Annotated in this window: 16 protein-coding genes; 5 read left to right on the top strand and 11 right to left on the bottom strand. The window is 60.9% G+C overall.

The genetic code is table 11. The annotated features are described in order from the left end of the window. Positions 1–35 precede the first annotated feature (35 nt). Positions 36–1,178 (bottom strand): fatty acid desaturase family protein, encoded by a 1,143-nt coding sequence (locus CE491_RS21025; RefSeq protein WP_110950268.1) that lies wholly within the window; start codon positions 1,176–1,178, stop codon positions 36–38. A 204-nt stretch (positions 1,179–1,382) separates the two neighbouring features. Here CE491_RS21025 and CE491_RS21020 point away from each other — a divergent pair, with 204 nt between their 5' ends. Beyond that, a complete protein-coding gene (locus CE491_RS21020; protein WP_110950267.1) occupies positions 1,383–2,426 on the top strand; it encodes a LacI family DNA-binding transcriptional regulator in 1,044 nt (347 codons plus the stop codon). A gap of 82 nt (positions 2,427–2,508) precedes the next feature. Here the strand turns inward: CE491_RS21020 and CE491_RS21015 are convergent, their stop codons facing one another. Beyond that, the gene (locus tag CE491_RS21015; protein WP_110950266.1) at positions 2,509–3,660 is read right to left on the bottom strand and encodes a phytanoyl-CoA dioxygenase family protein; all 1,152 of its coding nucleotides are present in this window, start codon (positions 3,658–3,660) and stop codon (positions 2,509–2,511) included. Continuing rightward, positions 3,657–4,514, bottom strand: coding sequence for an SDR family oxidoreductase (locus CE491_RS21010; protein WP_110950265.1), 858 nt, complete (start codon positions 4,512–4,514; stop codon positions 3,657–3,659). Before CE491_RS21010 ends, CE491_RS21015 begins: the two co-directional genes overlap by 4 nt. 164 nt (positions 4,515–4,678) lie before the next feature. On the opposite strand from CE491_RS21010, the gene CE491_RS21005 reads away from it, so the two are divergent. Both CE491_RS21005 and iolG read left to right on the top strand, forming a co-directional pair. Further along, positions 4,679–5,704, top strand: coding sequence for a LacI family DNA-binding transcriptional regulator (locus CE491_RS21005; RefSeq protein WP_110950264.1), 1,026 nt, complete (start codon positions 4,679–4,681; stop codon positions 5,702–5,704). Between the two features lie 66 nt (positions 5,705–5,770). After that, positions 5,771–6,769, top strand: a complete 999-nt coding sequence (gene iolG, locus CE491_RS21000) for an inositol 2-dehydrogenase (RefSeq protein ID WP_110950263.1) — start codon at positions 5,771–5,773, stop codon at positions 6,767–6,769. Positions 6,770–6,904: 135 nt separating this feature from the next. Here iolG and CE491_RS20995 read toward each other — a convergent pair whose 3' ends face one another. From CE491_RS20995 to CE491_RS20960, 8 genes are all read right to left on the bottom strand, one after another. Beyond that, entirely contained in the window at positions 6,905–10,003 is a 3,099-nt protein-coding gene (locus tag CE491_RS20995; RefSeq protein WP_110950262.1) for an error-prone DNA polymerase, read from the bottom strand. Continuing rightward, entirely contained in the window at positions 10,000–11,430 is a 1,431-nt protein-coding gene (locus CE491_RS20990; RefSeq protein WP_110950261.1) for a Y-family DNA polymerase, read from the bottom strand. The genes CE491_RS20995 and CE491_RS20990 overlap by 4 nt, the downstream gene beginning before the upstream one ends. 7 nt (positions 11,431–11,437) lie before the next feature. Then, complete coding sequence (imuA, locus tag CE491_RS20985) at positions 11,438–12,055, bottom strand: translesion DNA synthesis-associated protein ImuA (RefSeq protein ID WP_199885206.1); 618 nt, start codon at positions 12,053–12,055, stop codon at positions 11,438–11,440. Continuing rightward, complete coding sequence (lexA, locus tag CE491_RS20980; protein WP_110950259.1) at positions 12,055–12,672, bottom strand: transcriptional repressor LexA; 618 nt, start codon at positions 12,670–12,672, stop codon at positions 12,055–12,057. Before lexA ends, imuA begins: the two co-directional genes overlap by 1 nt. A gap of 255 nt (positions 12,673–12,927) precedes the next feature. Next, entirely contained in the window at positions 12,928–13,467 is a 540-nt protein-coding gene (locus CE491_RS20975; protein ID WP_110950258.1) for a methylated-DNA--[protein]-cysteine S-methyltransferase, read from the bottom strand. An 84-nt stretch (positions 13,468–13,551) separates the two neighbouring features. After that, positions 13,552–14,472: a DNA-3-methyladenine glycosylase family protein gene (locus tag CE491_RS20970; RefSeq protein ID WP_110950257.1), complete on the bottom strand. Its 921-nt coding sequence runs from the start codon at positions 14,470–14,472 to the stop codon at positions 13,552–13,554. A 222-nt stretch (positions 14,473–14,694) separates the two neighbouring features. Further along, a complete protein-coding gene (locus CE491_RS20965) occupies positions 14,695–15,375 on the bottom strand; it encodes a hypothetical protein (protein ID WP_110950256.1) in 681 nt (226 codons plus the stop codon). 213 nt (positions 15,376–15,588) lie between these two features. Then, on the bottom strand, positions 15,589–16,725 hold the full coding sequence (locus tag CE491_RS20960; RefSeq protein ID WP_110950255.1) for an MFS transporter: 1,137 nt from the start codon (positions 16,723–16,725) through the stop codon (positions 15,589–15,591). A 366-nt stretch (positions 16,726–17,091) separates the two neighbouring features. Here CE491_RS20960 and CE491_RS20955 point away from each other — a divergent pair, with 366 nt between their 5' ends. Continuing rightward, positions 17,092–18,078, top strand: a complete 987-nt coding sequence (locus CE491_RS20955) for an aliphatic sulfonate ABC transporter substrate-binding protein (RefSeq protein ID WP_110950254.1) — start codon at positions 17,092–17,094, stop codon at positions 18,076–18,078. Next, entirely contained in the window at positions 18,075–18,908 is an 834-nt protein-coding gene (locus CE491_RS20950; RefSeq protein ID WP_110950253.1) for an ABC transporter permease, read from the top strand. Before CE491_RS20955 ends, CE491_RS20950 begins: the two co-directional genes overlap by 4 nt. Positions 18,909–19,562 lie beyond the last annotated feature (654 nt).

Here is a 19,562-nt window from a genome sequence, read left to right as displayed (position 1 = left end):
TCTTGTTCTTGGCGGGTGGATGCTTCGTTGAATGTTCAGTTAAATGCCGACTGCCGAGGCTCGGGTGTCTCGCGCTCAACTGGCCCATGTTCCGGTGTGGCAGCCGCCTGCGATGCGGATTCGCGAATCGGGCGCTTGATGTAGTACGTGGGATCCTTGCGCTGTTTGAGCAGGGTCGGAATGATTTCCCGGTAGGCTTGGACGATGCTTTTATAAGGCGGCGGGCAATCGTCTTTTATTTCTTCATGAAGTTTGGCCAGGGCGTGATAAGGCACCATCGGAAACATGTGATGTTCCAGGTGATAGTTCATGTCCGAATAAAAGAAACGAAACACCGGATTCATATAGATCGTGCGGCAGTTCTTGCGATGGTCCAGTTCATCTTCGGCCAGGCCTACATGCTGGGTCAGGCCGAACACATAACTCAACCAGCCGCCGTACATGGTCGGCAAGAGCACATACATCATCGGCAGCCAGGAATTGAGGTAGAGCGCCAGGGCGATCACCGCTGCGTGCAGGGCCAGCCAGATCCGCGCGGTGCGGTAGACCTTCGGGTATTCGGATTCGGGAACGAAGGTCTTCTCCTCTGCGCTCATCTGTCCGGTTGCGTGCAGAAACAGCGATTTGAAAATGGTGTAGACATGGGGCAGCGACAGCAGCTTGAGCAACATCATGTTCAAGCGTGGCGGCCTGGGCTCTACGATCTCCGGGTCGCGGCCAACGATGATGGTGTCGGTGTGATGCCGGGCATGGCTCCAGCGCCAGACCTGAGGCTCGTACATGACCATGAAGCAGGCGATCTGATAGACCACGTCGTTCATCCAGCGGGTCTTGAACGCCGTGCCGTGACCGGTTTCATGCCAGCGCGAGTTGGCAGCCGTGCCGTATAACAGGCCGTACACCAGAAAGAACGGCACGCAGGCCGCGCTGCCCCAGAACACATAGCCGCCCCAACCGCTGAGGATCATCGCACCCAGCCAGATGGCTGTATCGCGGATCGCCCGACCGTCGTTGCGCTGCATCAACTCCTTCATGCGTTTGCGCGGCACCGGGCACTGGTACCAGACCGCCGAGACCAGACCCGCCTCTTCGGCACGTTGTGCCTGTTCGCCGGTCAGGCTGTAATCTTTTGCGCGTTGAGGATCATAACGATCAGGATCTAAGAATATCTGGGACATTGTTATTGTTCTCCGGATGATGAATATCGCGTCGATAAACGATTGCGCTGATTCAAACTATAGAGATCGCAATGCCCACAACAAGCGCTTGAAAGTATTCTCTCTCAAGCTATCATCCAGCCCTGATTGCGCTTGATAGTTTTCTATCAAGGCCATAAGAATCGGCACCTCGAACTGGCCAGAGCGCCGTGATCAAGAGGGCTTATGAACAATAAAAAAAGACCGACCATTGCCACGGTTGCCCACCATGCCAACCTGAGCGTCGCCACTGTCGATCGGGTGCTCAACGCACGCGCGCCGGTCAATCCGCAAACGGCGGAAAAAGTTCATGCGGCCGCGCAAGCCGTGGGCTATTTCGCCGCGCGGCTGATCTCGCAACGCATCAATGAAAAGAAGCCCGCCTACCACTTCGGCATCCTGCTGCTAGGCACCTCGCAAACCTTCTACAAGACCCTGAGCGACGCTATCGTCGAGCAGGCGCGGGACTCGCGCGCGGCGAACATTGTCTGTCATGTCGAGCTGATTCACGATCGCTCGCCGCAGTCGATCGTGGGGCAGATTCATCGACTGTCGCAGCAGTGCGATTGTCTGGCACTGGTCAGTTTCGAGCACCCGCTGATCATCGAGGCGATCGAGCAGGTACGCCAGCAAGGCGTGCATGTGGTGTCGCTGTTGACCGAACTGCGCACGCGTGCGCCGAGCGCCTACGTCGGCACGGATAACCATGAAGTGGGTCGCACCGCAGGCTGGTTGATTGCTCACGGCTGTCCGGCTCAAGGTGGCACGGTGGCGGTGATGCTTGGGGGGCACCGGTTTCTCGGGCATGAACAGCGAGAAGCCGGCCTGCGCAGTTTTTTTGAAGAGAAGGCGCCGCAGTTTCGCGTGTTGCCTGCGATCGTCACCCTGGACAATGGCGCGATTACCGAAGAAGCCACCCTTGATCTGCTGGCCCGTTATCCGGACCTGCGCGGTATCTATGTCGCCGGTGGCGGAGTCGAAGGAGTCATCAGCGCATTGGCCGCGACGCCGCAACGCCCGCAGCTGTGCGTGATCCTGCACGAGCCGACGGTGGAGTCGCGTCAAGCCATGCGCAAGGGGTTGGTGACACTGGTCATCGACTCACAAGCGCAGCTGATCGCCAAGGAGCTGATCCAGCTGATGGTGGAACTTCCCAGCGTGACCGAGATAGATCCGCAACGGCATCGGGTGTGCGTGCCGTTGCAGATTGTGACGCCGGAGAATATCTAGGCGACCCGCCGCTGTGCTCTTGATTCTGGCCGCGTGCCTACGCCCCTGGGCAGAATCAGAATCAAAAGCCAGCGTATGGCAGTCACGCCAGGCGCTTGCTCCTCATGGCTGCCACCGCCTCAGCAAACCTGTCCATTGCCCACCGCTCGTGCAACGCCTGTTCCAGCAACTGTTGCCCGGTCTGCGGCGCCATACCGTGCAGTGGCGGGTCGGTGTCCAGATTGGTCGGGAACGAATAGCCATCCGCGCTCATCGCAACCACCGCCTGCAGTTCCTCATCATCCAGTTCGCCCTGCTCCACTCGCTTCAATAACAGCGGATACAGCGCCAGCATCATCCGCTCGCGATTGACGGTTTCCATGGGTTTGCCGAACGCCGAGGAAATCTGCAGCAGGTTGGCCATCCGGTATTGATCGGCCGTGCGGTTGGTGCCCGCCGCATGGAACAGCGCCGGGTTGAAGAACAGCAGATCACCCTTGCTCAACGGCAGCTGAATCGCGTGGCTGGCGAAGTAATCGATGAAGCGCTGATCACGCCAGGCCAGGTAGCCCGGCTCGTACAGTTGCGAGAACGGCAGCAGCAAGGTCGGCCCGCTCTCCAGGGGCATGTCGGTATGCGCGACAGCCCCTTGCAGGGTCAAGTTCTGCGACAGCCAATGCAGCGACAACGGGAAACGCGCAGCCACCTCGTCGCTTTGAAAACCCAAGTGGTAGTCCCGATGCGGCTGCTGCGCCTGTCCGCCCGGCGTGACCACGTTGACCTGCGCCGTGGCCTGGAAATACGGCCCCAGCCAGGCCTCGGCGAGCAATCCGAGCAATGGATTGGCGTAGTACTCGATGAAGGAATCCGGCGAGTGCTCGGCGGCCTTCTGCAAGGAATTCCAGATCCGCTGATTGGCCCCGGCCTTGGCGAAGTGATCGGCGCGCACCACGCTCGCCGCCTCCTCGGCGATGATCTGCCGGAACACGTCGCTGTGCCGGTCGATCACTGCCGTGTCAGGGTAAGCATCGCGCACCACCAGCACCCCGGGGCCGTCACGAAACAGACCGTGCAGTTCGCTCATCAGCGCCCTGCGCTCATGCCACATGGCGTTGCGCAGGGTGTCCGCGTGGTAGATCACCACTCGACTGATCACCTCCTGGGCATGGGGGTAATCAGCGGCATTCACCTGTCGTTCGCACAGCGCGGCGAACGCCTGAACATCGATATCTGCCGCGCTGGCGAACAGGCTCACCGGCCTGCTCCGGTCACCCCATCCAGGGTCAGCGGCGCATCAGGGCGCGGGGTCGAGCCGTCGCCGCAGCCCATAATGCCCTGCTCCATATCGATCACCGCGCCGGTGGTCAGGCCCGACTGATCGGACAACAGATAGGCAACGCTGTTGGCCACTTCCTGCGGTTTGAGCAGACGGCCAAACGGCGCTTGAGCCTCGGCACGCTGCAACCAGCCGTCGTCGGCGCCATGGTACTGGCGCTGTATCTGGTCTTCGTGCGGGGTGTCCATCCAGCCGATATTCAGGCCGTTGACGCGAATCCGATTGCGCAAGGTGCTGAATGCGACGTTCTTGGTCAGGATCGCGAGCGCGCCCTTGGACGCAGCGTAGGCGGTGAGGAACGACTGGCCGCCATGACCGGACACGCTGAGGATGCTGACGATCGAGCCTTCGACCTGGGTGGCGATCATCAGCTTGATGCATTCCTGCATGAGAAAAAACGGCGCTTTGACGTTGACCGCGAAGATGCGGTCGAACAGCTCCGGTGAGGTGTCGATGATACTGCCGCGATCGGACATCCCCGCGCAGTTGACCAGCCCGTGCACGGTGCCGAAATGCTCCCTGGCAGCGGCGACTACCCGGCGGCAGTCATCGACGTTTTCCATGTCGGCTTCGACGAAGAATGCCTGACAATCCAGTTCGGCCAGTTGCCGAACCTGCTGCTCGCCCTTGTCCCGGCTGCGTCCGCAGATGATCAGACCCGCGGCGCCACGCCGGGCCAGGGTATGCGCCACCGCGGCGCCCAGCCCCTGAGTGCTGCCGGTGACGATGAAATATTGACCGGTGAACGAAGTGGAAAGATCGAAACCTGACATGCCCTTCTCCTGCTTTTGTTGTTTTTGGCTGCGGATGAATCGTCATCACAATAGAATTTAAATTCCATCTGTACAACGAATAGAACTGAGACTAGCATTGCGCTCACTTCACAGAGACCCGAATCGACCTCAACAAGACCTCAACCAGAGGCTAAGGGGATTGGATGCTCGACCGCGCCAGACGTTTTTCCATCAAGCAGATCGCGGCTCAGGCCGGGGTCAGCAAAGCTACGGTCGATCGTGTACTGCACGAGCGCGGCAGCGTGCATTACCAGACCCACCGGCGTATCCGGCAAGCGTTGGAAGAACTCGAAGCCCAGGAGAAATCCGGGCCGGCAATGGGTCGCACCTTTCACATCGACATCATCCTGCACACCCCGACACGCTTCAGCGACGCGGTGCAGGAAGCCATTCACGCTCAACTGGGCAGCCTGGCGCCGTTTCGCGTTTTTCCGCGCTTTCACCTGTATCAGGAGATCGACACGCAGCAGATGAGCGACCTGATCCAGCGCTGTGTTGGCAAAGGCAGTCAGGGGCTGATCCTCAAGGCCGCCGACGAGCCGCAGATCAACGAGGCGGTGAATCAGGTCACGGCAGCGGGCATTCCGGTGGTGACGCTGGTGTCTGACCTGCCGCAAAGCGAACGCATCGGCTACATCGGCATGGACAACCGCACGGCCGGGCAGACCGCCGCTTACCTGATGTCGCGCTGGCTGGATGATGCGGCTCAAGACGTCGCGGTGGTCATCAGCAGCGAATTGTTTCGTGGCGAAGAAGAACGCGAGATGGGCTTTCGAACCTGGCTGCGCAGCCGTGCCCCGCACTTGCGGGTGGTCGACATCAGCGGCGGCTTCGGGGTGTACGAGCCCACTCTTGAACGCGTGACCCAGACATTGCAGGCCAACCCGTCGATCAAGGCTATCTACAGCGTCGGCGGTGGCAATCGCGCTATCGTCGATGCGTTCGCCGCCCTGGACCGGCCCCTTGCCGTGTTCATCGGTCACGACCTGGATCAGGAAAACCGCCAGTTGCTCGCCGAAGAAAAAATCGCCGCCATCATCGACCACAACCTTCAGGTCGATGCACGTCACGCGTTCCTGCACATCCTGCAATTTCATCGATTGTGGAAGGTCGATCCGATTCCCGCATCGCCGGTGCAGATCGTCACCCCGTTCAATCTGGCGCACTGAAACCGCTTTCGCTGTTCAACCGATCTACCCGATACCCCCACAAGAACAATCCCAGGAGATCCACCCATGCTACGCATCGCAGTCCTCGGCGCAGGCCGCATCGCCAACATCCACGCCGCCAACGTCGCGGCCAATCCCGATGTGCAACTGTCGGTGATCGCCGACCCCTGGCGCGAAGGCGTCGACAAACTGGCGGCAAAGCTGGGCTGCGCGGCGGCCTACGACTGCGCCGAGGCCATCGAGCGCGATGATGTCGACGCGGTGGTGATCGGTACTCACACCGACACCCACATCGACTACATGCTGCGTGCGGTCAAACTGGGCAAGCCGGTGCTCTGCGAGAAACCCATCGATCTCGATTTCGCCAAGGCCGCTAAAGCGGTGGAGGACGTCGAACGCCTGAACGGCAAGGTCATGCTGGGGTTCAATCGCCGCTTCGACCCCGACACGTTGCAAATGCGCAAAGCCATTGCCCAGGGCGACATAGGTGAAGTACGTCAGGTGGTGATCACCAGCCGCGACCCGGGCTTGGCATCGCTGGACAACCTCAAGCATTCCGGTGGCATCTTCCGCGACATGACCATTCATGACTTCGACACTGCGCGCACTCTGCTCGCGGAAGAGCCGGTCGAGGTGCTGGCCATTGCCAGCCGATTGGTCGAGCCTGCCCTGGCGCAACTGGACGACTACGACAGCGTGATGGTGCTGCTGCGCACCGCCTCCGGCAAACAATGCCACATCAATTGCTGCCGTGAAGCGGTCTACGGCTACGACCAGCGTTTGGAAGTGTTTGGCTCCAGGGGCATGATCCTCAACGACAACCATCGCCCCAGCACCGTGCGCAGCTACAGTGCCACTCAGACCGAAGTGCGCCAACCGTTGGAGAACTTCTTCCTCGAGCGCTACGCCGATTCTTACCGCAACGAACTGAACCGGTTCATCGACGCCGTGCGCGCCAAAGAGCCGCTGCCAACCAATGCGCGAGATGGTTTGAAGGCCTTGCATCTGGCCAACTGCGCGCTGGAATCGATCAAGACCGGGCGGGCGGTGAGGGTCGAGGTTTGATACCGCGCCCTTGCGTCGTATGCAGTCTGTAGAAGCGCGCTTGCCCGTGATCACGCAGTGTCTGTCAGCGCATCTGTGACGGACAGATCGCTATCGCGGGCAAGCGCGCTGCTACAAAACGTGGCTGCGAAGACTTCACTTGAAATCCCGGCTGCGCACATCAAGTCCCGTCAGCAACGGCGTCAGGTCGAACAGGCGTTGCGCGATAATGTGGCGCACGCCTTTCTGGTATTCGAACTTGCCGAACACCTGCATCAGCTGCGAGCCCACCAGCACCTTGCGCTGACGTTCGGCCAGGTCGCGCCAGACCACGACGTTGATCATGCCGTGTTCGTCTTCCAGGGTGACGAAGATCACGCCGCTGGCGGTGCCGGGTCGCTGCCTGCCGACCACCAGACCGGCGACGCTGAAATTGCGCCCATGCTCTTCATTGAACAAATCCCTGGAGCTGCGAAAACGCTTTGCGGCCAGTTTGTTGCGCAACAACGACAGAGGATGCGGGCCCAACGTGGTGCCAAGGGTGTCGTAATCGGCCATCAGATCCTGCGCCACGCTGGGCAGCGGCAATGGCACCTGTGCCTCCTCGGCAAAACACTCATCGCCGAACAGCGGCCGTTGTACCTCGACCCCGGCAATTTCCCATCGGGCACGATGACGATGGCCCACCAAACCGCGCAACGCGCCGGAATCGGCCAGGGACGCCCTTGCGCGGTTGTCCAGGTCGGCACGCACACACAAATCGGTGACGTCCTTGAACTCGCGCTGATCGCGCGCCTGTTCGATGCGCCGCGCGTCCTCTTCGCGAAATCCGCGAATCATGCGCAGCCCCATGCGAATCGCCAGATTCTGGTTGTACTCACGGCCCGGAACCGGTTCCAGAGAACAATCCCAGTCGCTGTAACGTACGTCGACCGGGTGTACGTCGATCTGGTGTCGGCGAGCATCCTGCAGCAATTGATCAGGGCTGTAGAAACCCATCGGCCAGCTGTTGATCAGGGCGCAAGTAAAAGCTGCAGGTTCGTGGCATTTGAGCCAGCAACTGGCGTAAGTCAGCAAGGCGAAACTGGCGGCGTGGGACTCCGGGAAACCATAACTGCCGAAGCCTTTGATCTGTTCGAAGATACGATCGATGAAATCTTCGGGGTAATCATTGGCCTTCATGCGGGTCGCCAACCGTTCCCTGTGCGGCTCCAGCCCGCCATGGCGCTTCCAGGCCGCCATCGAGCGGCGCAACTGATCCGCCTCGCCCGGCGTGTAATCGGCCGCGATGATGGCCACTTCCATCACCTGTTCCTGAAACAGCGGCACACCCAGGGTGCGTTCGAAGACCTCTTTGAGGCGTGCCGGGTAAGTGATGGGTTCTTCTTTATTCCTGCGCCGCAGATACGGGTGCACCATGTCGCCCTGAATCGGCCCGGGCCGCACGATGGCGACTTCGATCACCAGGTCATAGAACGTCTGCGGCCTGAGGCGCGGCAACATCGACATCTGCGCCCGGGACTCGATCTGGAACACGCCGATGGTGTCAGCGCGGCTGATCATGTCGTACGTGGGTTTGTCCTCGCTGGGAATGCTGGCGATGGTCAGGTCGTAGCCTCGATAGCGGGTCACCAGATCGAAAGTTCGGCGCAACGCACTGAGCATCCCCAGGGCCAGAATGTCGACCTTGAGCAAGCCCACCAGATCCAGATCGTCCTTGTCCCACTGAATGATGGTGCGGTCGGCCATGGCGGCGTTTTCCACCGGCACCAACGTCTCCAGCGGGTGCTCGGAGATGACGAAGCCACCGGGATGCTGGGACAAATGCCGGGGGAAGCCAATCAGTTCACCGGTCAACGTCAGCACCCTGCGCAGTACAGGGCTGTCCGGCTCGAAGCCACATTCGCGCAGGCGTTCGGCGGGTGGCAGATTGTCGGTCCAGCGTCCACAGGCATCGGCCAGGGCGTTGATCTGGTCCGGCGGCAAACCCAGCACGCGCGCCACGTCCCGGATGGCGCCGGCGCCGTGATAAGTGCTCGCCACAGCGGTGAGGGCGGCCCTCCCCCTGCCATAGCGGCGGAAGATGTATTGCAGGACTTCCTCGCGGCGTTCGTGCTCGAAATCGACGTCGATGTCCGGGGGCTCATCGCGTTCTTCGGAGATGAAACGCTCGAACAGCAATTTGCCTTTGGCTGGGTCCAGTTCGGTGATCCCCAAGGCGAAACACACCGCGGAGTTGGCCGCCGAGCCGCGGCCCTGACAAAGGATCGATTGCTCTCTGGCGAAACGAACGATGTCGTGAACGGTGAGGAAGTAACTTTCGTACTCTTTTTTGGCGATGATCCCCAACTCATGTTCGATATTCTGCCGCGCTATGTCCGGAATGCCTTTGGGCCAGCGTTTGCGCGCGCCCTCTTCGGTCAGATGACGCAGCCAGCTGCTCGGCGTGTGGTCGGTCGGCACCAGTTCCCGTGGGTACTCATAGCGCAACTGGCTCAGATCGAAGGTGCAGCGCCGCGCAATGTTCAGGGTTTCTGCCAGCAACTCGCAGGGGTATAGATCGGCGAGCACCGCGCGCGGTCGCAGATGCCGCTCGCCATTGGGAAACAGTCGGTGCCCGGCCTCGGCCACGGTGGTGTGGTGGCGGATGGCAGTCATGGTGTCCTGCAATGCACGGCGACCCCGGGCGTGCATGTGCACGTCGCCACTGGCAACAGCGGGAAGGTCGAGTTGCCGGGCCAGCGCCAGCAACCGCGCAAGACGCTGCCGATCGTCCGGCCCGCAATGCAGTTGCACGCTCAGCCAGAGATTCCGAGTGAAGGTGTCCCGCAACCAGCGACCTTGCTCCTGTAGAACTTCGTCGGAGCTGTCCAGATCCGGCACCCACAGCGCCAACAGGCCGGTCACAGACTGCTGAAAGTCCTCGCGCAATAGCCGGTACTCACCCTTCTTGCTGCGCCTTCGAGCTTGGGTGATCAGACGGCACAAAGCCTGATAGCCCTCAAGGCTCTCGACCAGCAATACCACTTTCGGCCCGTGTTCGAGGGTGATCTCACTGCCGACGATCAGGGGCAGTTTGCATTCCTTCGCCGCCTGCCAGGCTCGCACGATTCCTGCCAGCGTGCACTCGTCGGTGACGGCCAAGGCCTGATAGCCATGCAGTCTCGCCCGTTCGAACAACTCCTTGGCGCTGGAGGCCCCCCGTTGAAAACTGAAGTTGGACAGGCAGTGCAGTTCGACGTATTCGCCACTCATGCGAACCAGCCATGCAGTAACAGACCGCTGTCACCGCCCACGCTGCGATAGGCCCAGCCGCGCTGGCCGCTGCGGGTTTCGATCAGGTAATAATCGCGGCGTACATCCCCGCCGTCCCACCAGCCGGACTCGATTCGTTCGGGGCCGGCCAGCACACGCAAGCCAGGCTCTGCCAGTGGTTCGGGTTTACGCAACAACCAGCCCGGACGCAGAACCGGGTTGAACCCCGAGGCCGGTTTGCTCAGTGCAGTCGGTTGCCAGGCGCATTCAGGACGATGATCGGCATGGAAACTCAAACCGCTTACGGCCTCATCGCCAAGGCGAGCCCTGAGTCGCTCACGCAGTTGCTCCCAGGGCATGCTCTGCTGCGGGCGTTCATCGAACAATTCGCGATGGGAAGGCACGAACGCAGGCAGGTCTTTGGCTTGCAGCTTCAAGGCGCGCACCGGTGACGGCACCACCACTTGTTCCAAACGTCCACGAGCCAGTTCAAACAGCATGTTGGCCTCGCGCTCGGCACTGAGCAGGCCCACGTTGATCAGCGTATCCGGGGCTGTGCTGCCGACACTCGGCACGTGCTCCAGGTGAATGACAAAACGCTGCACGCCACTGTCTCGGCCGCCGAGAAACAGCGCCAGATCGGCGATCATGCGCTTGAGCGGAAACAGCAGCGCCTGATGGGATTCCACATCGAAATTCAGCTCGATGCGAGTCTCGAAATGATCCGGCGGCACATAGCACTCCAGGGCCATGGGCCGGCGCCCGATCAAGGTGTCCAGGTGCTGCAGCACGTGCGCAGGAAAGCGCCGAGCCAAGGTATCGCGAGGCAAGGCCAGCACCTGGCGCAGACACTGCAGCCCCATGCGCCCGAGCGCCGTCGATACCTCCTGAGACAAACCCAGGCGATTGACCGGCATCTGTTCCAGCCTCTGCAGCAGGCTATCGTTGCAGGTCACCGCCAGACCGTCGTGAGCATTGGCCAGCATCCGCGCCGCCAGCGGATTGGGCGCCACGACTATGCGATGACTGAAGCCCATGGCAGTCAGCTCCTGACGCAGGCGAGCCTCGAACACCGGCCAGGGACCGAACAGTCCGAAGCTGGATTCAACTTCCATCAACAGAACCCGTGGGTATTTCAGGCTGACCTGAGAGCTGAAGCGATAGGCCCACGCCGCCAGCAAACGGTGCCAGTGCTCGGTCTGCTTCGGATCGTATTCGACCGTATCGAACTCGCGAGTCATGGCATGGGCCGAGGTGAGCGACTGGCCGGGACGCAGGCCCAACTCCCGGGCCGTAGCGTTGACGGTTTGCAGCACCCGGCGCTGGGCCGTGCCGCTGATCAGTGCCAGCGGCCGGTCAGGCTCGGCGCGACGACGCATGACGCCGTCCAGCGCCAGTTGGGGCAAGAGGACACAGGCCCAGAGCATGGAAACCTCAGGCGTCGGTAGTGAAGGGAATCGGTGAAGAAGGTGCCAGCCCGCCACGGCACTTGAGCACCCGCAACTGACTCGGGCGCACATCGATGGCGATGCGCAGGGCCGCTGGCGATGGATTGGCAGCGGCCTGCTGGCCGCGACAGGCGAAGGCCAGGGTTTCCCCGGTTTCCGCCGCCACCTGCAAGCGACGCAAGGCACGGTCATCGACTTTGGAAGGCCAGCACAACACTGCGCCGCAACTGCCGGAACGCAAGCATTGCTCTACGGCCCACAAGGCGTCGGTGTCGTTGGCGTTGATCACCGACAACTGACGCACGTCGACACCCGCTGACTGCCAGGCCTGGGGATAGGGCACATAAGGTGGGGCCACCAGCACGATGCGCTCGCCACTGTCGGCCAGTCGCGCCAGGGTCGGCCATAAAAGACGCAACTCACCACTCCCATTGGCCGGGATGAGAATTTCGGTCAAGGCAGCAGGAGGCCAGCCGCCGATGGGCAGAGCGGCATCCAGCAAGGCATGCCCTGTCGGTTGTGCGGCAACCGGCTGAACCTGTGGACGTCCTTTCCAGACCCGACGCTCGTCCAGCAGCGCATCGAGGCTGACCACCGCGCCCATCATTCCCGCCGCACCAGACCGCAGAACACGCCCTCAATGGCGAATTCCTGATCGGGACGCACGACGATGGGGGCATAGGCCGGGTTGCGCGGCAGCAGACGAAACTGGTCATCGCCGCGCTCCAGCCGTTTGATAGTGACCTCTCCATCGAGCCGGGCTACGACGATCTGACCGTCCCTGGCCTCGGCACTTTGCAGGATGCCCACCAGATCGCCGTCGAAGATGCCGTCTTCGACCATCGAGTCGCCCTTGACCCGCAGCAGGTAATCAGGGACGCGCAGGAAGGTTCGGCGGTCGAGGATGAAGGTGTCGTGGATGTCGATATCAGGGCCGATGGGCACACCGGCCGCTACTCGCCCCAGCACCGGGATTTCCAACATATCTGCCCGGCGTTTGGGTTCGATCAGGCGAATGCCCCGGGCCTGATTGGCCATGACTTCGATGAAACCTGCCTCAGTCAGCGCCAGGATATGTTTGCGCGCCACGCTGCGCGAAGCGAAGCCAAAGGCTTCGGATATTTCCGCAAGGCTGGGCGGCTGGCCATTGTCTGCGATGCGATCACGAATGAACGTCAGGATGGCAGCGCGTCGGGGAGATAAAGTCGTCATGGAGTACATTTGTACTCTTTCCCAACGGATCTGGCTAGGGCCATCCATCTGCAGATGGAATCGTGGTTTGGATGCGTTGGCAGATCGAAGGCATGAATCATCCCTGTAGGAACGCGCTTGCCCGCGATGGCGTCAGATCCGACCCTGCCCCCAACCCTTAATCGCAATCGCGGGCAAGCGCGCTCCTACAGAGAACGGCGCATTCCTGAAACAACGCCTGAATCTGCAGATCTCGCTCTCACAGTTTTGAACCCGTGCTTGACGCTAGAACAGTGACGCCTGGGCAGAGGGAGGACTTTGCGTGCGCTTTTTCGACAGCGTCGGCATCCCACCCTCCAGCGTTAGCAGCACTTGTTTGGCCATCAGTCCGCCCGCAAAACCGGTCAATGCCCCCGAACTGCCAATCACCCGATGACAGGGGGCAATGATGGAAATCGGGTTCTTGCCATTGGCGGCACCCACTGCGCGAACTGCTGCGGGGTTGCCGATCTGAATGGCAATTTCCAGGTAGCTGCGGGTTTCGCCGAAAGGAATCGTCAGCAACGCTTCCCAGACCTTTTTCTGGAACTCGGTGCCTTGAAAGTCCAGTTCCAGATCGAAACGGTTGCGGGCCCCGGCGAAATATTCGGCCAGTTGTTGCTCGGTCTGGTTGAGGATTTCGCTGCCCTGATCTTCGCTCATGGCGCCAAGCAACACGCGGTTGGGACGATCGTTTTCCCAGAGAACGGCCGCCAGGGCCGACCCCTTGGCGATCAGTTTCAACTGGCCGACCGGCGAGTCGATGAAGCGATAAGTGAAGGTCATGGGAAGGCTCCTCGTCTTCGCGATGTGTCCATACTAGCGGCTCGGACTTTCAGGTCCATCCAGTTCTTGCGCTCGGATTCGACCTTATCCGCCCTTGGCCTTGCCTGCCACGTCAGCGGCGGAATTCCAGATGTGCATGGCCGCATAGGCCCGCCACGGCTTCCAGGCTTCGGCGCGCGCCTTGTGCAAAGGCAGTCGGGTCAGGCTCGGGTCCTGCAAGGTCATCAGGTTCATCAACACCAGATCCGACGCAGGCCAGGCATCCGGGTCGCGCCAGGCACGCATGGCCATGTACTCGACGGTCCAGGGACCGATGCCGGGCATCGCCAGCAACTGACGCCGCAACTCACCGACATCGCCATGGCTGACATTCAACGCAATCTCGCCACTGGCCACGGCGGCTGCCACCCGTTGCAAGGTCTCCACCCGCTTGCCGGGCATGCCTATCTTGTCCAGATCGACCCGCGCCAGCGCATCGGGCGTCGGAAAGCGCCAGGCCAGTTGCTCCACGGGACTGTCGGGAACCTGTACCCCCGCCCGCTGCACCAGCCGCCCGACAATGGTAGTGGCGCCCTTCACGCTCACCTGCTGGCCGACGATGGTCCGTACCACCAGCTCGAACCCCGAAAAAGACCCTGGCACCCGCAATCCTGGCCGTCGCTGCACCAGCGATGCCAGCCACGGATCGCTGGACAGGCCCCGATCAATCGCATCCGGTACGGCGTACAGATCGAACATGTGCGAGATCGGCTCAACCAGATCATCGATATGCCGGCTGACCTCGCCGTGCACCGTCGCGATCAAATGATCACCCTGCGGCGCCATCGCCACCGACAGCGTCCCGAGGCTGCCCTTGAACTCGATGTTGCGCATATACGCCCCATCGATCACCGCCTCGACGCCCGCGGTCATGCGAGCGGCAAAGAAGTTGAGCATGCGTTGCCAGTCGAAGGGAGGATTGAACGGTAGGAGGCGTGTAGCCTGGAGGTGGGTGGTTTCGAGCATGGGAAAAACCGGCAGGAATTCGGACCAGCTGAACGCTACCGCAGTTGCAGCCCGAATACAAAGCTCAAGGACAATCACGTCAGTGTAGGAGTCTGCATGCTGGCGAACGCGTCGGTCAGCAAACGCTTGGTGGCCGACCCCACGCGTTCGCTGTCGTCGAAACCTGCGACGTCCCCTGCAGATAGTGCGCGAGGACGAGAGGATCTGTTCGTCCGCACCCTATTACGTCGGACACCCCACCGCCCCATCATTCAGATTCTGTTTGTAGTTTTCATATTCCAGCGTGGCCTTGCCGTCGTTCCATTTCAGGGTCAGGACAAGCACCGAGTCGAAGTCGTCGCCCATCCAGTCCGTGACCAGTTTGAGATCCTTGCCCGAGGCCTCTTTGGCGACCTTGTTGATCAGCTCCGGCAAGTAGCCGTGGGACCAGGCGGTGTAGATGGTGGCGTCGTGGTATTTGTCGCGCATCAGCTCATCGGCCAGGTCGCCGGTGTCGTTGGCGGCGAAGTCGATGTTGATCGGCAAGCCGAGTTTGATCGCGCTCGGGCCGACGGTCATCAAGGGTCTCAGGTAGCTGTAGGAACGATCACCTTCACCCTCCTCTACATGACGGCTTGGGTTGGCGGCGAAGATGAAGTCCGCCTTGCCGAAGGTTTCGGGCAGCACCGTGGACAGGTCGATGGCGCGGTTCAGGCCCTGGCAGTTCAACTGCCCCAGCCCCATGTCGGGCTTTTCCGCATGCCGCAGGAAGACCAGGGTCTGTGTGCCGTTTTTCGGCTCCGCCTGAACGCCCCTGCCCACGGTGAACCAGAACACCGCTGAACAGATCAGCAGAATCGGCAAAAGGAAATAGGCAATACGCTGCAGCGCAGAAGAAGAAACCGGTGATTTGAAAAAGGTCATGATGGCCTGGGTGCTGATGATGCGTGAGGGGCTGATCGCCCTTTGCAACGTCCCTGTGAACTGGCATTTCGCTAGCGGATGCAGCCTAACTAAGCTTGATGTCCGTATGAAGAATGACCATCAGATGTGAAATGACATCAGAGGTTGCGCGCAAGCCCCTGATTTTTGGAATTAATCGCCCAGCGGTATGTAACCGAATGTGTCGAAAAGCCGTTATGCGATGACTTCGCGTGCCTTGTAACGACTGCACACCACGGCGCTGATGACCACCGCAAGGCCCGCGAGGCTATACACCCATGACGGCGAGGCGATGGGTAGCAGGACCCCGGCCAGCAAAGGCCCGACCCCCGCGCCGACATCACGCCAGACGGCATTCCCCGCCAGCGCCTGAACCCGGCCCGCACCGGGGTTTCGCTCCGCCACGAGGGTGGTCACCAGCGGCAGTTGCAGCGCGCGCAGGATAAGCACGCCGCCGGCGCCGAGGATCAGCCAATGGAAGCCAAATGCGGTGAGCGCCAGCGTGGTAAGCGCCGAAAACACCACGAGCATGCGAACCGCCCCATAGCTGGCGGCTGCACGTCCGCCCAGTGGGCTTAGAAGCATTTCCGAGACGTAACGCAGCGCCAGCAGCACCCCGGCGATGAACACCGCGTTGCCGCCCAGCACCGTCTGCGCCTGCAACGAGAGCCCGAAAATGAACAAGCCGTCCAATGCGACGCCTTCGATGAATGACCACGTGGCGATACTGTCCGGGGCCTTGAAACGGCGGCCGGTGACGCTCGGCATGGCATGGGGAATGGCGGGCAAGCCTTTGGCGATGAACAATCCGGCCAGGGAAGAGAACGCCAGGATCAGGAAGATGACGCGCGGTCCAAAATACATGCTGACCAGCGCACCCAGAGGCAAGGCCAGCATCGGCCCGATCGCAATGATCGCCCTCGATGTGCCCGATCTTCTCGCGGCCCCCGCAGGTTCCGAGGTTGCCAGCGCCTGGGTCGAGAGGTTCAAGGCCGCGTAACACAGGCCCCAGCCCAGACGCAGAATGAGCAACCACCAGAAGCCCGAAATGAATGAGTTGCCCAGCGCGCACAGCATCGACACGGCGGCCGCCAGCATTACCGCGGCTCGGTCGCCTCGATTGGCATAGAACCGCACCACGTAGCTGTACCCGAAGATCCGCACCAGGCGGTTGGCCGCCAGCAGCACCCCGGCCTCGGCAAGGCTGATGCCGAACGCATCGGCGTTCATCGGCAGCAGCAGGTACAGCAGGACATCGCTGGGTAGGCACAGGCTGAGCACGGTCGCCGAACGGCGGGAGGCTGAATCGGCATCTCGGGCAGTGGCAGACATTCGTAGAAAAGTCCTGTAACACAATTAAAAAAAACAGCATGCAGACCGCAGGCGCGCCTGACAACTGTTTTGATTTCTATCTGTCGATCCCGATTTTTCAGCAGCATGCGGGGTAGACGATGGCTATCCAGCCGGGCTGAAACCTGCGGTCGCACAACTGTTTCCCCAGCAACAACGACTCAGCACACTGCCTGCCAGGCAACTGTTGAAACGCTGCTCTCACGCGTAGAAACGCCTCTCCAACCCTCGAAAAACGCTCATGGCACAGAGCCTGCATTATTCCATTTACGCAGGCTGAATCGCGCTGACTGCAGATTTCGACATAAGCAGCCCTGTGCAGCTTCCGCCCCTCGACTGGACTTGATCATGACCGCGTTCCCTCGCCTACCCACTTCGCTGAAACTCCTGGCCGGAGCACTCGCTCTGACGCTGCAACCCTTTGCCCACGCCGCCGAAGCGCCGCCTGCCGAAGTGCATCTGGATTACGCCTATTACTCGCCCGTAAGCCTTGTGCTCAAGCATTTCGGCTGGCTGGAAAAAGCCCTGCCGGACACCAAAGTCAGTTGGGTCTTCAGCCAGGGCAGCAACCGTTCGCTGGAGTACCTGAACAGCGGCGGCGTGGATTTCGCCTCCTCTGCCAGCCTGTCTGCCGTGTTGGCCCGCGCCAACGGTAGCCCGATCAAGTCGGTCTACGTCTACAGCCGCGCCGAATGGACCGCCCTGGTGGTGCGCAAGGACTCAACGCTGAACACCGTCGCCGATCTGAAGGGCAAGAAGATCGCCGCCACCAAGGGCACCGATCCTTACCTGTTTACCCTGCGCGCGCTGCAACAGGCCAAGCTGACCAAAGACGACGTCGAACTGCTGCACCTGCAACACCCGGACGGCCGTATCGCTCTGGAAAAAGGTGATGTCGATGCCTGGGCCGGTCTCGATCCGCACATGGCCGCCAGCGAAATCCAGGCCGGTTCGCGCTTGCTGTATCGCAACAAGGACTTCAACAGCTACGGCGTGGTCAGCGTGACCGAGCGCTTTGCCAAGGAGCATCCGGAAGCGATCAAGACCGTGATCGGCGCCTATGAAAAAGCCCGTGAGTGGTCGCTGAAAAACCCTGAGGAGTTCGCCAAATTACTGGCCACCGAATCCGGTTTGCCGCTGGACGTGGCCAAACTGCAGTTGACCCGTACCGACCTCAGCAGCCCGCAACTCACGGACAAGGACGTGACAGCGTCCAAGGCTGCGGCGCCGATTCTGGTGTCCGAAGAGCTGGTGCGTAAAGGCACCAATGTCGATCAGGTCATCGACCAGTTGATCGATCCTGCTTTCGGCCAAGCTGTCATCGGTAAACCATGAGCGATTCCAGAGCCGAAACGCTGAAGTCTGAAGAGGCCGCACCAACCGCATTGCCAGCGGCGCCTACTCGCTGGCATGTACGGCTCAAGGGTCTGGCGGTGCCGGTCGCGGTTTTGCTGTTGCTGGAAATCGTCGTGCGCATCGGCTGGGTGCAGTCCTACCAGATGCCTGCGCCCAGCGAGATCTTTACAACGCTCACAGACCTGGCCAACGGTGCGCTGTGGAAACACATCAGCGCCAGTCTGTTGCGGGTGTTGAGCGGATTTGCCATCGGCGCGAGCCTGGCCCTGCTGTTCGCCGCGTGGGTTGGCCTGAGTCGGGAGGCCGAAGCCTACCTGGAGCCGACCTTCGCCGGCCTGCGCTCGATTCCCAGCCTGGCCTGGGTGCCGTTGTTGCTGCTTTGGCTGGGCATCGGCGAGACTTCGAAAATAGTGTTGATCGCCATCGGTGCATTCTTTCCGGTCTACCTCAATGGCGTCGCGGCCATTCGCGGCATCGATCGCAAGCTGGTGGAAGTCGGCAAGATGTATCGCTTCAGCCAGCGCCAGATGATCCTGCATCTGTTCCTGCCAGCAGCCCTGCCCGGCCTGTTTACCGGGTTGCGCTCGGGGTTGAGCCTGGCCTGGATGTTTCTGGTGGCGGCCGAGTTGATCGCCGCCACCAAAGGCCTTGGCTACCTGCTCAGCGATGGCCGCGAAACGTCACGCCCGGACATCGTGCTGGCCGCCATCATCGTCCTCGCACTGCTGGGCAAGCTCAGCGACGGCGTGCTGGCGATGCTGGAGAAACGCCTGCTGGCGTGGCGAGATACGTTCAAGGGTAATCAGTGACCCCAAGAGCGAAGCAAGACCTGTGGGATTGAGCTTGCTTACGAATGCTGACCTGCAGAACCTGCATCCGCTGTGACTGTACTGCCCCTTCGTGAGCAAGCTCACTCCCACAAGTCTGCATTCCAGGGCCCGTACGGCGTTATGGCTCCAACGCTTAACCCTGTAGGAGTGAGCTTGCTCACGAAGACTGACCTGCAGAACCTGCACCTGCTGTGAATGTGCCGCCCTTTTCGTGAGCAAGCTCACTCCCACAGGTTTGCATTCCAGGTCCATACGGAGTTATGGCTCCAACGATTGACCCCGTAGGAGTGAGCTTGCTCACGAAGACTGACCTGCAGAACCTACATCTGCTGTGAATGTACCGGCCCCTTCGTGAGCAAGATCATTCCCACAAGTCTGCATTCCAGGTCCATACGGAGTTATGGCTCCAACGCTTAACCCTGTAGGAGTGAGCTTGCTCACGAATGCTGACCTGCAAAACCTATATCTGCTGTGAATGTACTGCCCCTTCGTGAGCAAGCTCACTCCCACAAGTCTGCATTCCAGGGCCCGTACGGCGTTATGGCTCCAACGCTTAACCCTGTAGGAGTGAGCTTGCTCACGAATGCTGACCTGCAGAACCTGCACCTGCTGTGAATGTACCGTCCCGTTCGT

The sequence above is a fragment of the Pseudomonas bohemica genome (genome assembly GCF_002934685.1).
GTDB lineage: Bacteria > Pseudomonadota > Gammaproteobacteria > Pseudomonadales > Pseudomonadaceae > Aquipseudomonas > Aquipseudomonas bohemica.
The sequence above is the reverse complement of the archived record's forward strand: the minus strand, read 5'-3'. Positions and strand labels throughout refer to the sequence as shown.